The 22,181-nt window shown below is 70.4% G+C and carries 17 protein-coding genes and 1 pseudogene; 13 read left to right on the forward strand and 5 right to left on the reverse strand.

The genetic code is table 11. The features are described from left to right. Positions 1-9: 9 nt before the first annotated feature. From ACFWY5_RS37490 to ACFWY5_RS37500, 3 genes are all read left to right on the forward strand, one after another. A complete protein-coding gene (locus ACFWY5_RS37490; RefSeq protein WP_379637603.1) occupies positions 10-414 on the forward strand; it encodes a hypothetical protein in 405 nt (134 codons plus the stop codon). Then, on the forward strand, positions 411-1,046 hold the full coding sequence (locus ACFWY5_RS37495; protein ID WP_379610697.1) for a hypothetical protein: 636 nt from the start codon (positions 411-413) through the stop codon (positions 1,044-1,046). The genes ACFWY5_RS37490 and ACFWY5_RS37495 overlap by 4 nt, the downstream gene beginning before the upstream one ends. 260 nt (positions 1,047-1,306) lie before the next feature. Continuing rightward, the gene (locus ACFWY5_RS37500; protein WP_379637604.1) at positions 1,307-1,690 is read left to right on the forward strand and encodes a hypothetical protein; all 384 of its coding nucleotides are present in this window, start codon (positions 1,307-1,309) and stop codon (positions 1,688-1,690) included. A gap of 235 nt (positions 1,691-1,925) precedes the next feature. Here ACFWY5_RS37500 and ACFWY5_RS37505 read toward each other — a convergent pair whose 3' ends face one another. Then, positions 1,926-2,114 (reverse strand): DUF5999 family protein, encoded by a 189-nt coding sequence (locus tag ACFWY5_RS37505; protein WP_379610699.1) that lies wholly within the window; start codon positions 2,112-2,114, stop codon positions 1,926-1,928. A gap of 524 nt (positions 2,115-2,638) precedes the next feature. Between ACFWY5_RS37505 and ACFWY5_RS37510 the strand changes: the two genes are divergently transcribed. The 4 genes from ACFWY5_RS37510 (at position 2,639) to ACFWY5_RS37525 (ending at position 7,243) form a co-directional block, all read left to right on the forward strand. Further along, positions 2,639-3,247 (forward strand): superoxide dismutase, encoded by a 609-nt coding sequence (locus ACFWY5_RS37510; RefSeq protein WP_379610701.1) that lies wholly within the window; start codon positions 2,639-2,641, stop codon positions 3,245-3,247. Between the two features lie 70 nt (positions 3,248-3,317). Then, a complete protein-coding gene (locus ACFWY5_RS37515; protein WP_379610702.1) occupies positions 3,318-4,427 on the forward strand; it encodes a serine/threonine-protein kinase in 1,110 nt (369 codons plus the stop codon). Beyond that, positions 4,379-5,812 (forward strand): serine/threonine-protein kinase, encoded by a 1,434-nt coding sequence (locus ACFWY5_RS37520; protein WP_379637605.1) that lies wholly within the window; start codon positions 4,379-4,381, stop codon positions 5,810-5,812. Before ACFWY5_RS37515 ends, ACFWY5_RS37520 begins: the two co-directional genes overlap by 49 nt. 42 nt (positions 5,813-5,854) lie before the next feature. After that, positions 5,855-7,243 carry a class II fumarate hydratase gene (locus ACFWY5_RS37525; protein ID WP_379610705.1) on the forward strand — a complete coding sequence of 463 codons (1,389 nt, stop codon included), beginning with the start codon at positions 5,855-5,857 and terminating at the stop codon, positions 7,241-7,243. Positions 7,244-7,492: 249 nt separating this feature from the next. Here ACFWY5_RS37525 and ACFWY5_RS37530 read toward each other — a convergent pair. After that, a pseudogene (locus ACFWY5_RS37530) lies at positions 7,493-8,365 on the reverse strand (LysR family transcriptional regulator); the annotation flags it as partial. Between the two features lie 114 nt (positions 8,366-8,479). On the opposite strand from ACFWY5_RS37530, the gene dnaE reads away from it, so the two are divergent. After that, the gene (dnaE, locus tag ACFWY5_RS37535; RefSeq protein ID WP_379637606.1) at positions 8,480-11,992 is read left to right on the forward strand and encodes a DNA polymerase III subunit alpha; all 3,513 of its coding nucleotides are present in this window, start codon (positions 8,480-8,482) and stop codon (positions 11,990-11,992) included. Here the strand turns inward: dnaE and trpD are convergent. After that, positions 11,958-13,031: an anthranilate phosphoribosyltransferase gene (trpD, locus tag ACFWY5_RS37540; protein WP_379610708.1), complete on the reverse strand. Its 1,074-nt coding sequence runs from the start codon at positions 13,029-13,031 to the stop codon at positions 11,958-11,960. The two genes, dnaE and trpD, sit on opposite strands and share 35 nt — an antisense overlap. Positions 13,032-13,272: 241 nt before the next feature. Between trpD and ACFWY5_RS37545 the strand changes: the two genes are divergently transcribed. Genes ACFWY5_RS37545 through ACFWY5_RS37565 form a run of 5 tightly spaced genes read left to right on the forward strand, consistent with a single transcriptional unit; the run spans position 13,273 to position 19,339 of the window. Next, entirely contained in the window at positions 13,273-14,022 is a 750-nt protein-coding gene (locus ACFWY5_RS37545) for a 3-hydroxybutyrate dehydrogenase (protein ID WP_379610709.1), read from the forward strand. Further along, positions 14,022-15,893, forward strand: a complete 1,872-nt coding sequence (locus ACFWY5_RS37550) for a helix-turn-helix domain-containing protein (protein WP_379610710.1) — start codon at positions 14,022-14,024, stop codon at positions 15,891-15,893. Before ACFWY5_RS37545 ends, ACFWY5_RS37550 begins: the two co-directional genes overlap by 1 nt. Before the next feature lie 31 nt (positions 15,894-15,924). Beyond that, positions 15,925-17,196 carry an MFS transporter gene (locus tag ACFWY5_RS37555; protein ID WP_379610711.1) on the forward strand — a complete coding sequence of 424 codons (1,272 nt, stop codon included), beginning with the start codon at positions 15,925-15,927 and terminating at the stop codon, positions 17,194-17,196. Next, positions 17,193-18,203 carry an alpha/beta fold hydrolase gene (locus tag ACFWY5_RS37560; RefSeq protein ID WP_379637607.1) on the forward strand — a complete coding sequence of 337 codons (1,011 nt, stop codon included), beginning with the start codon at positions 17,193-17,195 and terminating at the stop codon, positions 18,201-18,203. The genes ACFWY5_RS37555 and ACFWY5_RS37560 overlap by 4 nt, the downstream gene beginning before the upstream one ends. After that, on the forward strand, positions 18,203-19,339 hold the full coding sequence (locus tag ACFWY5_RS37565; RefSeq protein WP_379637608.1) for an alpha/beta hydrolase family protein: 1,137 nt from the start codon (positions 18,203-18,205) through the stop codon (positions 19,337-19,339). Before ACFWY5_RS37560 ends, ACFWY5_RS37565 begins: the two co-directional genes overlap by 1 nt. Here ACFWY5_RS37565 and ACFWY5_RS37570 read toward each other — a convergent pair. Together ACFWY5_RS37570 and ACFWY5_RS37575 are read right to left on the reverse strand one after the other, a co-directional pair. Next, positions 19,329-21,326 (reverse strand): glycosyltransferase family 2 protein, encoded by a 1,998-nt coding sequence (locus tag ACFWY5_RS37570; RefSeq protein ID WP_379610716.1) that lies wholly within the window; start codon positions 21,324-21,326, stop codon positions 19,329-19,331. The genes ACFWY5_RS37565 and ACFWY5_RS37570 overlap by 11 nt on opposite strands. 60 nt (positions 21,327-21,386) lie before the next feature. Next, positions 21,387-22,022, reverse strand: coding sequence for a lytic transglycosylase domain-containing protein (locus ACFWY5_RS37575; protein WP_379610717.1), 636 nt, complete (start codon positions 22,020-22,022; stop codon positions 21,387-21,389). Between the last annotated feature and the right edge of the window lie 159 nt (positions 22,023-22,181).

Consider the following 22,181-nt stretch of genomic DNA (forward strand, 5'->3'; position numbering starts at 1 on the left):
CGTCGACGCATGACCCGCACACACAGCACATCATCGGCTGATGACCTGCTATGCCAGCCGATACCGGAGGAGGAAGCGGCAGCGCAGAACGCGGCTCTTGACCGGGTTCTTGAGTATCTGACGGCAGCGTGCATCCATGCCCAACTGATCAAGCGGATTGCCGACCGATGCGCGATCAAGCTCTACTCCGCTGGCGAGACCCTTTGGCACCCTCCCAAGCTCATCATCTACGCGAACGCCGGATGGAGAATCGCCACAGTCACCGTCGGCCCTCGCTCCGGTAGTTACGCCGTCGAGTTGGCGCGCGGCGGCCCGGACAACGAGCCTCGGCACAGCCGAATCGAGATGGTGCCAAGCGACTACCCGGACCGCGTCGGCCTGCTGGTCACGCAGAACGCCGGAGCGTCGGCATGACAACGGCCACGGCAAGCGAGCGAGCGTTCCGCTGTCCGTACGTGATCGGGTGGACAGGAGAGGCTCAGAACCCTCCGCTGAAGTGGGTACCCGACCACGGCGGGTTGCGACTGAGCTACGCGGTGCCGCAACGAGACGACTTCCGCAACGGTGTCCTCCTGCTGCGGCAGAGCCAGAACCGCACGGGCCGGCCTGACTTCAAGTCGGTCAACACGCTGAGGCAATGGCGCTGCATGGACAAGCGGCTGTGCCAGGTGTGCGCGCGGTCCGCTGTAGATCGGGAGACGGGTCGGATTTGGTGGCTGTTGTCGTCCGGCAACGGCGGTGATGGCGACGGCTATACCAACGCACCGCCGACGTGCCCGGCGTGCATCCCGGAAGCGATCTCACGATGTTCTCACCTACGGCTCAACGCCGCCGTCTTCACCGTGGGCGACTGCTCCCCTTTCGGAGTGCGGGCAGATTTGTTCGCTTATTACTTGCCGCCGGTGGTTCCGGTCGAACGCAACGCCATCCTCAGGTTCGATGAGGATGAGTACGACATGCAGCACGTGGTGGCTCGTGAGCTGCTTGTGCGGCTGGACGACGTGCAAGCGGGCGTGACGGTCCGAGACGCCAGTCACTCCGCATGAAGCCGGACAAGGTCAACTACACAGTGCACGATGGGCTCGGGCAAGACTCGGAGTCCGGTGGAAGCCGCACGCCGACCGTCTGCTCAAGGGGTTCATGAGGGACTTCCTGGCAAGCGCGCCGACCGCCGAGCCCTCGGCCGGGAGCGCTGCCAAGGAGATATCGTGATCACGGGTTTCGAACCGGCTGCCGCCCTTCTGCCGGTCCTATTACACCTGATATCCACTCGACTACGCCTGACCTGCCGGAGGAGGCTGACCAGGTGGACGAGCAGCCCGGCACGCATGAATGCGACCGGCCTGTCGCCCTAGCAGGAAACCCCTCGCCATGGCGGTGCCCGGCGTGCGGGCAGGTGTGGGAACTGCTCCCGGCCGAAGGCGTGCAGGTCGGCCAACGGCGGTCCATCGGCATCACGGACCGGGTCGTGCTCATGCTGATGTTCGCGGGAGCGATCACAGTGGGCGGGATGAGCACCTGGGCCCCAGAACTGCTGCTGTCCGCAGGTGGCGTCGCGGTGATGGTCGGTCTGCTGCTCGCTGCCGTCGTGGCCGCTATCTGGCAGAACAGGCTGCGACGGGGACAGTGGCCGGACCTGTATGAGGAGCCGGCATGGCGGCGGCGTGCCGACGAGACGGACGGAAATTAGGCGATCTTGTCCAGGCTCCCCGCCGGAGACATCCAAGCCCCAACCGCGGAAGGCGTCCAGCCGGGATTGAGCGTCTCGTCCTGACCCTGGGGCGCCAGCGGCGCGCGCCGAAGGCGCGCCTTGGGGAGAAGGCCCGAGCGGAGCGAGGACCGACAGGGGTCGAGCTTCAGCTCGACTGGAAGAACGCCCGGAACCTCCCACGCACGAAGCGCGCCAAAGTGAAGGACCTTGCCTTTCAGGCGGCGACCGGCTCCCGATGAGGAGCGACGACGGTGCCGTCCGGCAGCAGCAACCCGGTGTCCTCGAACAGCACCACGCCATTGCACAGCAAGCTCCAGCCCTGGTCAGGGTGGGCCGAGATCACGTGCGACGCCTCACGGTCGGCGGAGTAGGCAGTGGGGCAGATCGGCTGGTGACTGCACATCGTGCACCTCTCAGGTGACTCCTGGAAAAGCTTGTGGTTTTCAGAAGGGCAGCTTGCGCCCTGACGGAGTGCGGAGGTCCAGCGCGGTCCCGGCGGGCTTCTTCGGACGGGGCCTGATCTGGGTCTGGCGCATCTTCATCACGTCCCTAAGGTCTGGGCGCTTGCCCTCATTCTGACGATCGGGACCGACAGTTTCGGGGGCTGCCTGCCTGCTTCATGGCTTCACTCTGCGCCGTACCTCTTACCGCACACCTACAACCCACTGACAAGACGCGACAAGGGTTTCGTAAGCGGGTTCAGGGGTCCCCCTACAACGGGAGTTGGGGACGAACCGGCCGGGGCCAGAAACGGAGGTGCGGGCGAACGGAGACCGCTCGCCCGCACGACCAGGACCTAACTGACTCTTGCCATCATGTCTTAGTTGCGAATAGTTCGCAAGAAGAGCTGGACCTAGGTCGCAGGTCTGATGCAGTTGCGTGATAGTTGCAATAGTGTCGGATGCCAGTGATCGACTAGGAGGACACATGGGGGAGTACACCCTTCCTGACATGCCTTACGACTACGCGGCGCTGGAGCCCGCCATCACCGGCGAGATCCTGGAACTGCACCACGCCAAGCACCACGCGGCGTACGTCAAGGGCGCCAACGACACCCTGGAGCGCCTCGCCGAGGCCCGCGACAAGGGCGAGTTCGGCGGGCTGGTCGGACTGGAGAAGACGTTCGCGTTCAACCTCTCCGGCCACGTGCTGCACTCGATCTTCTGGGAGAACCTCTCCCCCGACGGCGGCGACCGCCCCGACGGCGCGCTGCGGGCGGCCATCGACGAGCACTTCGGCACGTTCGAGGCCTTCCAGAAGCAGTTGACGACGGCCACCGCCGGGGTGCAGGGTTCCGGTTGGGGAATCCTGGCCTGGGAACCGCTCGGCAAGCGCCTGATCGTCGAGCAGGTCTACGACCACCATGGCAACGTCGGCATGAACAGCACGCCACTCCTGGTCTTCGACGCCTGGGAGCACGCGTACTACCTGCAGTACCGCAACGTCCGCCCGGACTACGTGGAGAAGCTGTGGAGCCTGATCAACTGGGACGACGTAACGCGTAGGTTCGCTGACGTCACAAGTCAAGCGAGTTGACCAAAGTTCGCAACTTTTTATCGGCCCGGCCTCTACTGGTCGGTTTACACAAATAGGTAAGCTGCCTGCCATGCGTGCGCCCGCCGGTTACCTCCTCGCCGCGCGCTACCGGTTGTTGGAGCCGGTCGGCCGCGGTGGCATGGGCACCGTTTGGCGAGCGCATGACGAGTTGCTTGACCGGCACGTGGCGGTCAAGGAAGTGCGGCTGCCCGCCGTACTCGATGAAGAGTTGCGCGCGGAGTTGTGCGCCCGCACCGAGCGCGAGGGCCGGGCCACCGCGATGGTCGCCCACCCCTCGGTCATCACCGTCTTCGACGTGGTCACCGAGGACGATCGGCCGTGGATCGTGATGGAGCTGCTCCAGGCCAAGTCCCTGGAGCAGCTCATCCTTGAGGACGGACCGCTCCACCCGCGCAAGGCCGCCGAGATCGGCCGCCAGATCCTGGGCGCGCTGCGCGCCGTCCACGCCAAGGGCATCCTGCACCGCGACGTGAAGCCCAGCAACGTGCTCGTGACCGAGGACCGCGCGGTGCTCACCGACTTCGGCCTGGCCGCGCTGGAAGGTGACGTCTCGATCACCCAGGCGGGCATCGTGCTGGGGTCCGCGGGTTACATCGCGCCCGAGCGGGTGCTCGGCGCCAAGGCCAGCCCCGCCGCCGACCTGTGGTCGCTCGGCGCGACCCTCTACACCGCCGCCGAGGGCAGAGGTCTCCATGGCCGGCGTACGGCTGCCGCCGCCCTGGCCGCCCTGACCAGCGGCGAGCCGATCCCGATGGCCAAGGCGGGCCCGCTGGCGCCCGTGCTCGACGCCCTGCTGCGCATCGACCCGGAGACCCGGCTCGACTCGGTGCGCGCCTCGCTGATGCTGGCCCGCGTGGCGGCGGGCGGTTCGGCCGAGGAACCGCTGCCGGTGAAAAGGGGCGCGCGGCCGACGCCGGTGATCACCACCCCGTCTTTCGCGCGCAGGCCCGCGCATCGCGGGCTGCATCGGGCGGAGGCCACGGCGGCGGCGCTGGCCGTACCGGGGCCCAGGATGGAACGTCGACAGGGCGAGGGCGTGCACCGCAAGCGCGTGGAACCACGTCCCACTCTGTCGGCTTATGCCCGATTTAAAGCTGCGGTGATAAAGTTGTGCCTTCCTCGTCGCTTCTGGCCACGAGAACTTCGCAAGCGAGGGTAAAGCACTTCCTAAGCGAGAATCGATATCTTCTACCCATGCCGGAACAGCACACACGCCTGCTCGCGGAGCGCTACGAGCTGATAGCCCCGCTTGGCCGGGGCACCATGGGCACCGTGTGGCGCGCCCGTGATCGCGCCCTCGGCCGGGACGTGGCGGTCAAGGAGATTCGCCAGGATCCCGGGCTCAGCGAGGAGCAGCGTGCCGAGCTGCGCGAGCGCATGGTCAGGGAAGGCCGTACCGCCTCCAGGATCAACCACCCCTCGGTCGCCTCGATCCACGACGTCATCATCGAGGACAACAGCCCGTGGATCATCATGGAGCTGGTCGAGGCCCGCTCGCTGGAGCAGGTCATCGACGAGGAGGGCCCGCTGCCGCCGCGGCTCGTGGCCGAGATCGGCGTCGACCTGCTGGGCGCGCTGCGCGCCGCGCACGCCCAGGGCATCACCCACCGTGACGTCAAGCCCGGGAACGTTCTCGTCACCGCGAGCGGGCGGGTGGTGCTGACCGACTTCGGCATCGCCAAGCAGGAGGGCGACAGCAAGCTCACCAAGACCGGCATGGTGATCGGCTCGCCCGGCTACACGGCTCCGGAACGCGCCAGAGGCGAATACACCGGGCCGGAATCGGACATCTGGTCGCTCGGCGCGACCCTGTACTTCGCGGTCGAGGGACGGCCGGCGTACGAGCGCTCGTCGATCGCCGAGACGCTGGCGGCGCTGCTCAGCGAGAACGCGGACCTGCCCACGCAGGCCGGGCCGTTGCGCCCGGCACTGACCGGGCTGCTGAACAAGGACTACAAGCAGCGGCTGAGCGCGGCGCAGGCCGAGACCATGCTCAGGATGGTCGCCGACACGCCCACCAGCGAGATCCCGATCATCAAGGACGAACCGCCGAAGGCGCCGCCGCGGCCCCCGAGGCCCGCCGAGGGCTACGACCCGGACCGCACGATCGCCGTACGGGTCCCCAAACCACCCCAGATGCCCACAGCCGCCCGTCCTCCGGCCCCGCCCGTACGCAACCCCCAGGCCCCCGCCTACCCGGCCTCGGCCAACACCGCGCCCCACCCCACGTCCCGCCCCCAGCCCCCGGCTCCGCCCGTGCGGCGACCGCCGGTCGACGAGGGGGACGTCAACACCATGCGCGTCTACCCGCCAGGCCAGCAGGTCTACCCGCCGCCCCCGCACATGCGCCCCCAGCAGCAGCAGCCACCTCAGCCGCCGCCGGTCTTCGAGGAGAAGGGGCTGGGCACCGACCTGTTCGCCATCGCCGGCACCAACCAGGAGCCGCCACAGACCGGCAACAAGCGCGGCATGCTCATCCTCATGGCCGTGGCCGCGGCGACCGCGGTCATCATCGCGATCCTCATCGTGGCGCTCGTCAGCTGACCGCCCTCATGAGGCAGACCTCCATGAGACAGACTGGGAGCCATGAGCGAGTTTCGGATTGAGCATGACTCCATGGGCGAGGTCCGGGTGCCGGCGGGGGCGCGCTGGCGGGCGCAGACCCAGCGCGCCGTGGAGAACTTCCCGGTCTCCGGCCGCCCGCTTGAGCCGGCCCACATCGCCGCGCTCGGCCTGATCAAGGCCGTGGCCGCGGAGGTCAACGGCGAGCTCGGCGTGATCGGCAAGGATCTGGCCGAGGCCATCGCGCAGGCGGCGGCCGACGTGGCCGACAACGAGTACGACGCGCACTTCCCCATCGACGTCTTCCAGACCGGCTCCGGCACCTCGTCCAACATGAACGCCAACGAGGTGATCGCCAGCCTGGCGGAGGAGCGGCTGGGCCGTCCTGTGCACCCGAACGACCACGTCAACGCCTCGCAGTCGTCCAACGACGTCTTCCCGACCTCGATCCACGTGGCCGCCGCGACCGAGGTCACCTTCCACTTGCTGCCCTCCCTTGAGCACCTGGCGGCGGCGTTGCGGGCGAAGGCGGCGGAGTTCGCCGACCACGTGAAGTCCGGCCGTACGCACCTCATGGACGCGACGCCGGTCACCCTGGGCCAGGAGTTCGGCGGCTACGCCGCGCAGATCGAGCACGGCCTGGCCCGGGTCCGCTCGGCGCTGCCCCACGTGCTCGAACTCCCCCTGGGCGGCACCGCGGTCGGCACCGGCATCAACACCCCGCCGGGCTTCGCCGAGCAGGCGATCGCGAAGCTGCGCGAGGCCACCGGGATCGCGTTCCGCGAGGCGGACGACCACTTCGAGGCGCAGAGCGCGCAGGACTCGATCGTCGAGCTGTCCGGGCAGCTCAAGGTCGTGGCCGTCTCCCTGAACAAGATCGCCAACGACCTCCGCTGGATGGGCTCGGGCCCCCGCGCCGGGCTCGGCGAGATCAACCTGCCCGACCTGCAGCCCGGCTCGTCGATCATGCCGGGCAAGGTGAACCCCGTCATCCCCGAGGCCACGGCCATGGTCGCCGCCCAGGTCATCGGCAACGACGCGGCCATCACCTTCGCCGGCGCCTCGGGCACGTTCGAGCTGAACGTCCAGCTCCCGGTGATGGCGCGCAACATCCTGGAGTCGATCCGCCTGCTGGCCGCCATCTCACGCCTGCTCGCCGACCGCACCGTCTCCGGCATCACGGCGAACGTGGAGCGCCTGCGCGAGTACGCCGAGTCGTCGCCGTCGATCGTGACGCCACTCAACCGCTACATCGGTTACGAGGAGGCGGCCAAGGTCGCCAAGCAGGCACTGGCCGAACGCAAGACGATCCGCCAGGTCGTCATCGAACGCGGCCACGTGGCCAATGGCGCCCTCACCGAGCCCCAGCTCGATGCCCTCCTCGACGTGCTCTCCATGACCAAACCCTCTTGAAGACCGCCCATACGTTACGGCGAAGCCGCCCCCACCCCCACCCGCCGACGCGGGCGGGCGCCGATCGTGGGGGTCGCTTCTCACGTCGGACGAACGCCCCACCGCAACGGCCACCCTTGGCCACCCGGCGGGGAAACCCCTCAGCCCGCCCGAGGGAGGTCTCCCCAGCCCGCCCGGCCCGCGGAAAGCCTCTCGGTCTCGGGCGGGCAGCCAGTGCCGGTCCGGGGTGAAGGCGCGGAAGCTCTCTCGCACATGCCCCACAAAAGCCCGCAGGATCGGCCGCCGGTTCTGCCGGTGCACGATCAGCGAGCACGGATAGGCCGGTGACGGGTTGACCAGCGGGATCTGCGTCGTGTCCGGGTGCCGGGGGATGCGGGTCCGCTCGCCCGCGAAGCTGACCCGTTCCCCCTCCGCCACCGTCTCCACGAAGTGCTCCCAGCCGAAGTCCGGCCCCGAGGTGTCCACCCGGAACCCGAAGGCGGCGGCCATCTCGGCGTAGAAGCCGGCCCACTCGCTGCCCTCCTCGTTGCCCGGCATCCAGACGGTCATCCCGGCCAGGTCAGCGGTCTCGATCTGCCTGTGCCCGGCCAGCGGATGCGTCCTGCCGACCAGGAGATGGAGTGGTTCCAGGTAGGCGGGGACGGCTTCCAGCGTGTCGGGCAGCACGCCGTCGGCGCGGGCGAAGACGGCGTCCACGTGGCCCTTGCCGAGGCTCTCGCGGGCGCTCCTGAGGCCGTTGGAGGTGACGACGTCGATGTCGGCTTCGCCGCGGGCGCGGTGGAAGGAGCGGACCAGTTCGATGGAGGCCACCCGGGTGTCCAGCACGTCCACGCGCAGCGCCCGGTGCCTCCGCCTGGCCAGTTCGACGGCCTGGTCGGCCAGGCCCACGAGGGCGCGGGCGTGGGTCAGGAAGGCGGTGCCGTCCTGGGTGAGGTCGGCGCCGCCGCGCGTGCGGTAGAACAACGTCAGCCCGAGGTCTGACTCCAGCTTCGCGATCCGCTTGGATACGGCCTGCTGGCTGAGGCCGAGCTGTGCGGCGGCCTCGCTGAAGAAGCGTTCCTCGGCGATCGCCACGAACGCGCGCACCGCGCCGAGGTCGAGCTCGGGACCTTCCACCGCCACCTCCTTTCACAACCACTCGTTGTGCTTTTCCGCGTGTCGATTGTTGGACAACCCATGTCGGCCTCGGGTCGAATGCTCGGGTTCCGCGCCGAGCGTACAACCAGGAGGAGTGGTATGAGGTCCTTCGCACACCTGCACGTGCACACGGAGTACAGCATGCTGGACGGCGCCGCCAAGGTGGCGCCGCTGATGGCGGAGGCGGTCAGGCTGGGGATGCCGGCCGTGGCCATGAGCGATCACGGCAACGTGCACGGGGCCTACGAGTTCCACCAGGCGGCGCGGAAGGCGGGCGTCAAGCCGGTCATCGGGATCGAGGCGTACGTGGCGCCGGCCTCCCGGCGGGACCGGCGGCCGGTGTTCTGGAGCGAGGACCTGTCGCTGCGGCGCTCCAACGACGAGACCGGGGCGGGCGGCGACGTGTCGGGGCGCGGGCTGTACACGCACATGACGATGTGGGCGGCGGACGCGGCGGGGCTGCGGAACCTGTTCCGGCTGCAGTCGCGGGCCTGGCTGGAGGGACACGTCCAGAAATATCCGCGCATGGATGATGAAATCCTGGCCGAGCACCACGAAGGCGTCATCGCCACGACCGGCTGCCCCTCGGGAGAGGTGCAGACCCGGCTGCGCCTCGGCCAGTACGACCGGGCGCTCGCCGCCGCCGCCCGCTACCGCGACGTCTTCGGCCGCGACAACTACTTCCTGGAGCTGATGGACCACGGCCTGGCCATCGAGCGCCGCGTCCGCGAGGACCTGCTGCGCATCGGCACGGCGCTGGGCCTGCCGCCCCTGGCCACCAACGACTCCCACTACGTCACCGAGTCGCAGTCCCAGGCGCACGACGCGTTGCTGTGCATCGGCACCGGCAAGCGGCTGGCCGACGCCGACCGGTTCCGGTTCGGCGGCAGCGGCTACTACCTCAAACCCGCCGAGGAGATGCGCGCCCAGTGGGACGCCGAGGTGCCGGGGGCCTGCGACAACACCCTGCTCGTGGCCGAGCGGGTCGGCGACTACTCCGAGGTCTTCGCCCACCGCGACCTCACGCCGAGGTTCCCGGTGCCGGAGGGTGAGAGCGAGTCGAGCTGGCTGCGCGAGGAGTCGCTGCGCGGCGCCCGCCGCCGCTACGCCGGCGAGCCGCCGCAGGAGGTCCTGGACCGCATCGACTACGAACTGTCGGTCATCGACACCATGGGCTTCCCCGGCTACTTCCTGGTCGTCTCCGACATCTGCCGGCACGCCCGCGAGAACGGCATCGGCCTGGGTCCCGGCAGGGGTTCTGCCACCGGCTCCATGGTCGCCTACTGCACCGGCATCACCGAGCTCGACCCGATCGAGCACAAGCTGATCTTCGAGCGGTTCCTCAACCCCGAGCGGATCACCATGCCGGACGTGGACCTCGACTTCGACGACCGCCGCAGGGACGAGATGATCGACTACGTCACCCGCAAGTACGGCGACGACCGCGTCTGCCAGATCGTCACCTTCAACACGATCAAGGCCAAGGCCGCCGTCAAGGACGCCTGCCGCGTGCTCGGCCACCCGTACGCGCTCGGCGACCGGATCAGCAAGGCCTTCCCCGCGGCCGTGGGCGGCAAGGAGATCCCGCTCCAGGCCATCCACGACGAGGACCACCCCCGCCACGGCGAGGCGGCGGAACTCCGGCAGATGTACGCCGCCGACGCCGAGGTCCGCCAGGTGATCGACACCGCGACCGGCGTCGAGGGCCTGGTCCGCGGCACCGGCATCCACGCCGCCGGCGTCATCCTGTCCAGCGAGCCCCTGCTGGACGTGCTCCCGCTGGCCAAGCCCAAGGCCGACGGCCCGGTCGTGACCGCCTTCCCCTTCACCCAGGCCGAGGACATGGGCCTGCTGAAGATGGACTTCCTCGGACTGCGCAACCTCACCGTCATCCAGGACGCGACAGCCGGCGTACGGGCGAACAAGGGTGTGGACGTCGACATCCTCGACGTGCCGCTCGACGACGCCAGGACCTACGAACTGCTCGCCCGCGGCGACACGCTCGGCGTCTTCCAGCTGGACAGCGGCGGCATGCGGGTCCTGCTGCGGCTCATGCGGCCGACCACGTTCACCGACATCGCCGCGGTGAACGCGCTCTACCGGCCCGGCCCGATGGAGATGAACGCCCACACCAACTACGCCCTGCGCAAGACCGGCAGGCAGCCGGTCGAGCCGATCCACCCCGAGCTGGAATCGGCCCTGGAGCCGATCCTGGGCGACACCTACCACCTGGTCGTCTTCCAGGAGCAGGTCATGGCCATCGCCCAGCAGCTCGCCGGGTACTCGCTGGGCGCCGCCGACATGCTGCGCAGGGCCATGGGCAAGAAGAAGAAAGAGGTGCTGGACGCCGAATGGGACCGGTTCTCGACCGGTATGCGGGCCAACGGCTTCTCCGACCCGGCGATCAAGGCCGTCTGGGACGTCCTGGTCCCGTTCAGCGGCTACGGCTTCAACAAGTCGCACACCGCCGGATACGGCCTGGTCTCCTACTGGACCGCCTACCTCAAGGCCAACCACCCCAGCGAGTACCTGGCCGCGCTGCTCACCTCGGTCGGCGACGACAAGGACAAGATGGCCGTCTACCTGGCCGACGCCCGCCGCGTGGGACTCAAGGTCCTGCCACCCGACGTCAACGCCAGCCGGCTGGACTTCGCCGCCGTCGGCGCCGACATCCGCTTCGGACTCGGCGCGGTGCGCAACATCGGCGCCAACGTCGTGGAGGCCATCGTCACCGCCCGCACCGAGAAGGGCCCCTACACCGGCTTCAACGACTTCCTCGGCAAGGTGCCCGCCGCCGTCTGCAACAAGCGGGTCATCGAGTCGCTGGCCAAGGCGGGCGCGTTCGACAGCCTGGGACACCGCCGCAGGGCGCTGGTCGCCGTGCACGAGCAGGCCGTGGACGCGATCGTCGGCGTCAAACGCAACCAGGGCCACGGCCAGGACTCGCTGTTCGCCGAGGACGCACTGTCGGCCCCGATCCCCGACGAGGAGTGGGACCAGCCGACGCTGCTCGCCCACGAGCGGGAGATGCTCGGCCTGTACGTCTCCGGCCACCCGCTGGACGGCGCCGAGCAGCTCCTTCGCGCCCACCGCGACACCACGATCGCCGCCCTGCTGTCCTCGGGCCGTCAGGACGCCAGGACCCGGGTCAGCGGCATCGTCTCCGGCCTGCAGCGCAAGGTGACCAAGCAGGGGCACCCCTGGGCCGTCGTCACGCTGGAGGACCACGAGGCCGCCGTCGAATGCCTGATCTTCCCCAAGGTCTACACGCTGTGCGGAGAGTCGCTGGCGCAGGACGACGTGGTGTCCGTCAGCGGCCGGGTCAACGTCCGCGACGAGACGCTGAGCGTCTACGGCGAGGAGGTCACGTTCCTGACGGTGCCCGACCCGCCGCTCGTGATCCGGCTGGAGGAGGAGAAGCTGACGCTCCGGCTGGTGCGGGAGTTCAAGCGCATCCTGACCACGCACCCCGGCCAGACCCCCGTCCACCTGCGGGTACGCCGCGCGGCGGGCAAGGACGTCCTGATGAGCCTGCCCGCCTGCACGATCAACCCCGGCCCCGCCTTCCACGCCGACGTCAAGGCGCTCCTGGGTCCGCTTTCCCTCTCCTGAGGTACGCCGCCCGCGTGGCCGCCGCCCACCGGGTGAGCAGGCCGGCGGCGGCGCCGGAGTCCACGGCGTCGGCGGTACGCCGCATCGCCTTGCCCAGCGCCTCGGTGAGCTCGCCGGCCGGTGGCGTCCCGTCGGCGGCGACCAGGGCGGCGGCGGCGTTCAGCAGCACGATGTCGCGCACCGGGCCCTGCTCTCCCGCCAGGACCCGCCTGGCGACGCCGGCGTTGTGGGCCGGGTCGCCGCCGCGCAGGTCGGCCACGGTGGCCCTGGGGATGTCGAGGTCGGCCGGGTCGAAGGCGGTCCGGTGCACGGCGCCCCGCCGTACCACGTGGACGGTGGACGGACCGGTGGTGGTCAGCTCGTCGAGCCCGTCGTCGCCGCGGAAGACCAGCGAGGATCCGCCGCGCTCGGCGAGCACGCCCGCGATCACCTCGGCCATGCGCGGGTGGAAGACGCCGACCGCCTGCGCGGCGGGCAGGGCGGGGTTGGTGAGCGGGCCGAGGAAGTTGAAGACGGTCGGGACGCCGAGCTGCCCGCGCGCCTTGGAGGCGTGGCGCAGGAAGGGATGGAAGATCGGGGCGAACAGGAACGTGATCCCCACCTCCTCCGCGACCTCGGCCGCCGCGGCCGGGTCCAGGGAGATGGCGACCCCGAGCTCCTCCAGCACGTCGGCCGCCCCGGAGTCGGAACTGGCCGAGCGGGAGCCGTGCTTGACCACCTTCGCCCCCGCCGCGGCGGCGACGATCGCGGCCATGGTGGAGACGTTGACGGTTCCGGCCCGGTCGCCGCCGGTGCCGACCAGGTCGACGGGGTCGCCGGGGATGCGGATCGCGGCCGAGCAGGCGAGCATCCCGTCGGCGAGCCCGGCGACCTCCTCGACGCTCTCCCCCTTGGCGCGCAGGGCCACGGCGAAACCGGCGATCTGCGCGTCGGTCGCGGCGCCCGACATGATCTGCTCCATCGCCCACGCGCTGTCGCGCGCCGACAGCGACCCGCCGCCGAGCAGCGTGGTGAGAAGTGCGGGCCAGGTGGTGGTCACGTGACGCCTCCGGGTGTCGAGTCTGCTCGGCAAGGCGGAGGGAAAACGCGAAAGGCCGCCTCGTCGAGGCGGCCGTAGAGATGAACGCTAGGGGGTCCGCCTAGGAGACGGGCCACCAGGAGTACGAGAACGCGTTCATGAGCCAAACCTTAGCACCTCGGTGTGGACCACATAGATCAACACCCAGGTATGGCGGCGGCACCCATGCGTCCGGAATCGGCCAGCGCCTATGGTCGGGAGCATGGGGAACGAGCTGAGCGGCCGGACCGCCCTGGTGACGGGGGCGGGTGCGGGGATCGGGCGCGCGTGCGCGCTCAAGCTGGCCTCGCTGGGGGCCGCGGTGGTGGCGGTCGACCGGGACAGGGAGGCGGCGGAGAAGGTCGCGGCCGAGACGGGCGGGCTGGCCGTCGTGGCCGACCTCGCCGCGCCCGCCTTCGTCACGAAATTTCCTGAAGAAGTCGACATCGTGGTCAACAACGCGGGCTTCCAGCATGTCGCCCCGATCGAGGAGTTCCCGCCGGAGACGTTCGCGACCATGCTCAAGGTCATGCTGGAGGCGCCGTTCCTGATCGCCGGGCACGTGCTGCCCGGCATGTACGCACGGGGCTGGGGCCGCTTCGTCAACATCACCTCGGTGCACGGGCTGCGGGGCTCGCCGTACAAGTCGGCGTACACGGCGGCCAAGCACGGGCTGGAGGGCCTGTCCAAGGTGATCGCGCTCGAAGGCGCGCCCCACGGCGTCACCTCCGCCTGCGTCTCGCCCGGGTACGTCAGGACCGAGCTGGTCGAACGCCAGATCGCCGACCAGGCCAGGGCGCACGGCATCCCGGAGAGCCAGGTGCTCACCGACATCATGCTCGGGCCCGAGGCGATCAAGCGGCTGATCGAGCCCGGGGAGGTGGCCGACCTGGCCGCGTACCTGTGCGGGCCGAGCGGGTCGTTCATCACCGGGGTCACGCTCACCGTCGACGGCGGCTGGACGGCACGCTAGTGGTCAGGCGCTTCCTCGAACTTCTCGCCCGGGAGGCCTCGGCGGTCGAGTTCGAGGGGCCGATCATCGAGGCGCGGGCGGCGGGCGCCGACCCGGCCGAGATCGAGCGGCTCGAACTGGCCAAGGTGGAGGCGCTGCGGGTCAGGCAGTTGCTGCGCCGCCGGGCCAGGCGCGAGGCCGAGCTGTCGGCGCTGTTCGACACCGCCGGGGACCTGGCCGCGCTGCGCGACCTCGACGCGGTGCTGGAGGCGATCGTCCACCGGGCCAGGCAGTTGCTCGGCACCGACACCGCCTACCTCACCCTGGGAGACCCCGAGCGCGGCGACACCTACATGCGGGTCACCGACGGCTCCGTCTCGGCCGCCTTCCAGGCGCTGCGGCTCGGGATGGGCGACGGGCTCGGCGGGCTCGTGGCGCAGACGGCGCGGCCGTACTCGACCGCGGACTATCCCGCGGACTCGCGCTTCCACCACACCGGGACCATCGACTCGGCGGTCAAGGAGGAGGGCCTGGTGGCCATCCTCGGGGTGCCGCTCAGGCTGGGGCGCCGGGTGATCGGCGTGTTGTTCGCGGCCAACCGCAGCGCGCGGCCGTTCCTGCAGGAAGAGGAGGCGCTGCTGGCGTCGCTGGCCGCGCACGCGGCGGTGGCCATCGACAACGCGCGACTGCTCCAGGAGACGCGCAACGCCCTCGACGAGCTGTCCCAGGCGCACAGGACCGCGCGCGAGCACGCGGCGGCGGTCGAGCGGGCCGCGCTGGCCCACGACCGGATGACCTCGGTGGTGCTGCGCGGCGGCGGCATCGAGAACGTGGCCGCGGTGATCACGGAGGTACTCGGCGGGACGCTCACCGTCCTCGACGACCTCGGCCGTCCCCTGGCCGGTGACGCCGGCGCGGCCGGGCCCGATCCCGGCGTCTTCGAGGCGGCGCAGGCCTCGCGCGCCCTCGGCAGGACCGTACGGCGCGGCGAACTGCTCATCGCCAGCGTCGACGTCGGCGGCGAGCCGCTGTGCACACTCGTCCTGCGCAGCGATGACGCCGACGAGCGCATACTCGAACGCGGCGCCCAGGTCTGCGCGCTGCTGCTGCTGTTCCGGCGCAGCGTCGCCGAGGCCGAGGGCCGGGTGCGCGGCGAACTCCTGGACGACCTGATCTCCCGGCCCGGCTCACCCGGCCTGGCCGACCGCGCCCGCAGGCTGGGCCTCGATCTGGACACCCCGCACGTGCTGGTCGTGGCCAGGCACGAGGGACAGCGTGAGCGCGCGGCGTTCTGGGCCTCTTCGCAGGCGGCGATCCGGCACGGGCTGGCGGCGGCGCGCGGCGAGGAGGTCGTGCTGCTGCTGCCGGGTGACGATCCCGGCGGAATCGCCCGCCGGATCGCCGCCGAGCTGACCGCCTCCCTGGGGCAGCCGGCCACGGCGGGCGCGGCCGTACCGAGGAACGGGGAGGTCACGGCGGCCTACCGGGAGGCGCAGCGGTGCGCGCAGGCGCTGGTCGCTCTGGGCCGGGCGGGCGACGGGGCGGGCGCGGCCGAGCTGGGCTTCGTGGGCCTGCTCATCGGCGACGGCCAGGACGTACCCGGCTTCGTGGACTCCGTCCTGGGCCCGGTGAGCGGCTACGACGCCCGCCGGGGTACCGCGCTGGTGGACACGCTGGCCGCCTACTTCGCCGCGGGCGGCTCGCCCTCGCGTACGGCCGAGGCCATGCACATCCACGTCAACACCGTCACCCAGCGCCTGGACCGCATCGCCAAGCTCCTCGGCGACGGCTGGCAGGAACCCGAGCGCGCCCTTGAGCTCCAGCTCGCGCTCCGCCTGCACCGGCTCGGCCACACAACCTCCCCCCAGAGTGTGGAGAACGGCCCCATATGAGTGACGCCCGTCACTCTTTAGCGTGACCGGCATGGCCACTTCCATCAAGAAGATCGTCGGCGCGAGCCTGATCGGCACCACCATCGAGTGGTACGACTTCTTCCTGTACGGCTCGGCCGCCGCGCTGGTGTTCAACAAGCTCTTCTTCCCCGAGAGCGACCCCCTGACCGGCACGTTGCTCGCCTTTCTCACCTACGCCGTCGGGTTCGTCGCCAGACCGCTGGGCGGCCTGATCTTCGGCCACTTCGGCGACCGGGTGGGCCGCAAGACGCTGCTGGTCGTCAGCCTGCTGCTGATGGGCGCGGCGACGTTCCTCATCGGCTGCCTGCCCACGCACGCCGCGATCGGCGCGGCGGCGCCGCTGCTGCTGACGGTCCTGCGCCTGGTGCAGGGCTTCGCCCTCGGCGGCGAGTGGGGCGGCGCCGTGCTGATCGTCTCCGAGCACGGCGACTCCGCCCGGCGCGGTTTCTGGGCGTCGTGGCCGCAGGCGGGCGCGCCGGGCGGCAACCTGCTGGCGACGGGCGTCCTGGCGGTGCTGGCCGCGGTGCAGTCGGAGTCGGCGTTCCTGTCATGGGGCTGGCGGGTGCCGTTCCTGCTGTCGGGCGTGCTGGTGCTGATCGGCCTGTGGATCCGGTTGTCGATCTCCGAGTCGCCCGTCTTCCAGCAGGCGCCGAAGGAGGTGACGCCGCCGATCGTGACCGTGCTGCGCCACCACCGCCGCGACGTGCTGACCGCGATCGGCGCCCGCCTCGCCGAGAACATCTCGTTCTACCTGCTGACGGTCTTCGTCATCACCTACGCCAAGGCCGAGAAGATCGACAACTCGACCGTGCTCAACGCGGTGCTCATCGCCTCGGCCATCCACTTCCTGACGATCCCGGTGTGGGGCGCGCTGTCGGACCGCGTCGGCCGCCGTCCGATCTACCTCGCCGGCGCCGCCGGCATCGGGGTGTGGATCTTCGCGTTCTTCCCGCTGGTCAGCACCGGCAACTTCCTGGCGATCACGCTGGCGGTGACGGTCGGCCTGCTGTTCCACGGCATGATGTACGGCCCGCAGGCCGCCTTCTTCGCCGAGCTGTTCGCCACGCGCTCGCGCTACACCGGCGTGTCCATCGGCGCCCAGTTGTCGGCCATCGTGGCCGGCGCGCTGGCCCCGGTGATCGCGGTCGCCCTGCTCAGGGCGTACGACAGCGCGGTGCCGATCTCCATCTACCTGGGCATCGCCGCCCTCCTGACCCTGTTCGCCGTGTACAAGGCCAAGGAGACCCAGGGCCGCGACCTGGCTGAGAGGATCCACGCGTGAGAGTCACCACCCGCCGCCTCACCCAGCACGTCCTGAAATTTCGGGACAGTGGTTTTCGGGACAACGGGGCTGAGCCCGTGCTGTTCGTCCACGGCAACATCTCCTCCGGCGCCTTCTGGCGCGACACCCTGAAGGCCCTGCCCGAGCCCTACCTCCCGCTCGCGCCCGACCTGCGCGGCTTCGGCGAGACCGACCCGGCCCCCGTCGACGCCACCCGCGGCCTGCGCGACTTCTCCGACGACCTGACCGAGCTGATCGAGACGCTCGCCCTGCCCAAGGCCCACCTGGTGGGCTGGAGCATGGGCGGCGGCGTCGTCCTGCAACTCCTGCGCGACCACCCCGGCCTGGTCAGGAGCATCACTCTGGTAAACCCCGTCTCCCCCTACGGCTACAGCGGCACCGAAGGCCCCGACGGCAGGCTGACCCACGAGGACGGCACCGGAGCGGGCGCCGGAGCGGCCAACCCCGACTTCGTGGCCCGCCTCCGTGCGGGCGACACCTCGGACGAGTCCCCCACCTCACCCCGGTCCGTCTTCCGCAGTTCCTACGTCGCCGCCCCGGTCCCCGACGAGGACTTCTACGTGGCCTCGATGCTCACCACCAGGATCGGCGAGCACAACTACCCGGGCGACGCCGCCACCTCCGACCGCTGGCCCGGCGTGGCACCGGGCAAGAGCGGGGTCCTGAACGCCCTGGCCCCCACCCACTTCCGCCTCGACGACCTCCACGAACTCCCGGAGAAGCCGCCGATCCTGTGGATCAGAGGCGCCGACGACCTGATCGTCGCCGACGCCTCGCCGTTCGACCTGGCGCACCTCGGCGCGATCGGCGTGGTGCCCGGCTCCCCCGGCACCCCGGCCCAGCCGATGATCGCCCAGACCAGAGCCGTCCTGGAGCGCTACGGCCGCTACGAGGAAGCCGTCCTGCCCAACTGCGGTCACAGCCCCCACCTGGAGCACCCGCAGGAGTTCCGCCGCCTGCTCCTCGACCATCTCGGACGGTCCTGATGCACGCCTTAGCCGCCCTCACCCTGCTCGGCAGCATGGTCGTCGCCACCCCGCAGCTCACCGTCCCCGGCGCCGAACACACGGTCACCGCCGCCCTCGCCGACCTCACCACCGCCGGCACGACCGCCACCGGCCACACCGACCCCGCCGACTGGGCCGGTCTCCACTCGGCGGCCACGACCAACCCCACCGGCGTCCCCGGCACCCAGATCGACGGCTACTTCCCCGACACCTCCACCGGCAACAAGACCCGGGGCTGGAACCACGACTCCCAGTTCGTCATCCGCCTGCCCAAGAACTGGAACGGCGGCCTGGTCGTCTCCGGCACCCCCGGCAACCGGGAGCAGTACGCCAACGACTTCACCATCTCCGACTGGGTCCTCGCCAAGGGCTACGCCTTCGCCGCCACCGACAAGGGCAACGTCGGCCTCGACTTCCACACCGACGGCCGCCGCCCCGGCGACGCCATCGCCGAGTGGAACCACCGCGTCACCCAGCTCACGCTGGCCGCCAAATCCGTCGTCAGGCAGCGGTACGGCAGGCCGCCCGCCCGCACCCTCATGGCCGGCATCTCCAACGGCGGCTACCTGGTCAGGTGGCAGCTGGAGAACCGCGGCCACCTCTACGACGGCGGCGTCGACTGGGAGGGCACGCTCTGGCGGCTGAAGGGCGACAACCTGCTGGACTTCCTGCCCACGGCGCTCAAGCACGGCCCGCTGCGGGCCGGCTTCCCGCCGGAGTCGGAGTTCCTGTGGCCCTTCCACCGCCAGTACTACTGGGAGCTCACCCAGCAGCTCTACCAGAAGGAACTGGACCCGTCCTACACCGGCGCACCGGCCGACTACGTGTATGCCGAGCGCCGGCCGTACGCGGCCGTGGCGAAGATCGCGCTGACCGGCCGGATCACCAAGCCGCTCATCACCGTCCACGGCACGCTGGACGCCCTGCTGCCCATCGCGCGCTCCTCCGACGTCTACGCCGGGATGGTCGGCCCGCACCGCCCCTTCCGCTACCACCGCGTCGAGGGCGGCAACCACCTGGACGCCCTGGTCGACGCCTATCCGGACCGGCTCAGGCCGATCCTGCCCGAGTTCAGGAAGGCCTTCGAGGAGTTGGAGGACTGGGTCAGTCCTTGAGGTAGCGGTGCTTGCCCGCGCGGGCCAGGCGGACCAGGTGCCGGGCTCCCGGCAGCCGCCGGCCCAGGCGGCGCAGCATCGTGTCGCGTCCCATGGGCGAACGCCGCGCCGGATCCAGCTCGGTCGAGGCGCACACCTCGACCCTGCTGCCGCGCATCTCCAGCCCGAAGCGCAGGCCCACCTCGTCGTCCTCGGCGCGCAGCGAGGACATCCAGGCGCCGGGACCGAGCCGGTCGCGGCCCGGCAGCAGCCGCTTGACCGGAACCTTGGCCACGAGCTGGCCCGCGATCCTGCCCGGTACGCCCGGCTCCACCAGAGCGGGCGCGGAGATCTCGCGCAGGCGGCCGGCCGTGTTGCGCAGCACCAGCTCCAGCGGCGGTCCGCCGCTCGGCGGCACGTACGGCACGGGCACGACCACGTAGATGTGGTTCTCCTGCCGGCGGATGCTGGCGCCCGGTGAGACCAGGGCGATCGACTCGGAGAACGAGCGCGGCTCGATGGCCAGGCCAAGCTCTCCGGCGTCGGTCCAGCACGGGACGACCAGGCGGCGCCTGGGGCGCTGGGCCAGGATGCCCAGGCAGTTGAGCGGGCCGTCGGGGCGGCGTACGCGGGTTCTGGCCTGGAGGGCGCCGCCGTACATGCGGACGTGGACCTCCCATTGACCGGAGGCGAGCGGGGTGCCGAGCGCGGCGACGGCCACGTCCAGCTTGGCCTCGCCGACGATGCGCAGCCGTACGTGGTCGTCCTCCGGCACGCGTTCCACGTGGTAGGTGACGGGCAGGAAGTAGACGACTCCGGTGTCGGCGTGCCGTACGTAGACCTCGATGCGGGCGCGCGCCACTGCGGTCGTGACGTCCGTGACGCCGTCGGGCAGGACCTTGTCGTCGAGCGAGCACGGCGGCAGCCACCGCAGGCGCCCGTCCTCCTCCGCCCGGTAGCGGGCGGGCTCGCCGTCGGCGGCCAGCACCTCCACGGCCAGGCCGAGGGCGAGCACCGGGCCGTCCCAGCGCACGTCGAGCAGGTCGGCGCGCAGGTCCGCGCGGCGCGTGGCGTTGGCGTAGCTGATGAGCTGGTCGAGGCGGCCGGCCCGCAGGAACGCGGCGACCGCGCGCAGGTGCACCGGCAGGTGCCGGTCGAGCCGCTCGGGGAAGCGTTCCAGCACGAGTTCCCTGCTCGTGGTGAACATCTTCCCGCGATCCACCGAGGACCCGGCGAAGCGGGCGCTGAGGAACGGGCGCAGCACCACGGACCGCAGCCAGTGGGCGTACATGCGGTCGCGCTGGCGGCCCTGCTCGGTGTGCTCGTCGACGACGTTCAGCAGCGACAGCAGTTCGCCGGCGACCGTGCGCAGGTCGTCGTCGGCCTCCTCGCGCTCGCCGAGGTGGCAGCAGACCTGGTCGGCCAGCACCGCGACGACCTTGGCCAGGAGGTAGGCGCGCACCACGAACGCCTGCTCGGCCATCCGCCCCCCGGGTACGGCGAAGCCCAGCTGATGCTTCTCCAGGAACGCCCGGCGGAAGAGCTTGTGCGGCGTGAGCAGGCTGAGCAGCCGGTCACGCAGGATGTCGGCGCGGGCGGTGCTGGCCTCGAACGCGGTCATCGGCGGCCCCGAGTCGCGTACGAGGCGGCCGACGAGCACGTCGGCGTCGGTCTCCCCGGCCCGCGTGTGCATGTGCTCCAGCGCGGTGCGCTCCAGGCGGTCGCGCTGGTCGAGGAAGTAGACGAACTCGCCCTTGGCGGCGGCCAGTCCGATGTTGCGCCCGCGCATGGGCGAGCCGGTGTGCGGCAGGTGCAGGACCCTCACGTTTCTGCGGACCGCGGCCACGGTGTCGAGGCGCTCCGCGATGCCGTCCGTGGACCCGTCGTCCACGAAGATCACTTCGTACGCCTCCGGCGGCAACGTCTGCTCCAGCACGGAGCGGATGCACGGGTCGGCGCCGACACCCGGATTATGGACACTGACGATCACGCTGACCTTCATAGCCATGTCGCCAGGGTGCGCCGTACTACCGGATCAGGCGCGACGGCTTGCCGATCGAATAGCGGGTCAGTACCAGCCCTTGGCCTGGGAATGGCCCCAAGCACCGCAAGGCGTGCCGTAGCGGCCCTTGATGTAACCGAGGCCCCACTCGATCTGGGTGGCGGCGTTGGTCTGCCAGTCGGCGCCCGCGCTGGCCATCTTGCTGCCGGGCAGCGACTGGGGGATGCCGTAGGCGCCGGAGTAGCGGTTCATGGCCCGCTCGTTCCAGCCGCTCTCCTTGTGCCAGAGCTTCTCCAGGCAGCCCCACTGGTCCTCGCCGAAGCCGAACTGGCCGAGCATCCCCTTGGCGAGCGCCTTGTTGCTGCCGGGCGAGGGGTTGCTGCCGACCGGGAAGTTGGCGGGCGGGAAGCCGTCGCCGCCCGGCCCGCGCTTCTTGATGATGACCGGGTCGAGGCCCTCGACGCCCTTGCGCTCCTTCTTGAGCTTGTCCTTCTGGTACGCCGTGACCGCCGCGGCCTTGTAGGAGTCGGCCTTGGGATCCGGCGAGTAGAAGTCGCCCATGGCGATCTTGCCCCACTCTTCGGGGGAGATCGGGGTGTGGACGGCCTTGGAGTTCTGGATCGCGGTGTAGGCGGTGAAACCGCCGCCACCGGCCACGACCACGACCGCCAAACCGAAGATCAGCACGCGCTTCGGGCTCATCGCCTTCTTCTTGCGGCGAGACGGCGGCGCTTCGCGCTCCTTCAACTCCGGACCAGGGCTCACGACCTATGAGAATGCCCTGTCCCAGGGGGTGGTCCGCAACCAAAACGCGACATCCGGTTGGTGTTCCATTGACTGATCAGCAGGCCACACAGGTCT

The organism is Nonomuraea sp. NPDC059007 (genome assembly GCF_042740555.1).
GTDB lineage: Bacteria > Actinomycetota > Actinomycetes > Streptosporangiales > Streptosporangiaceae > Nonomuraea.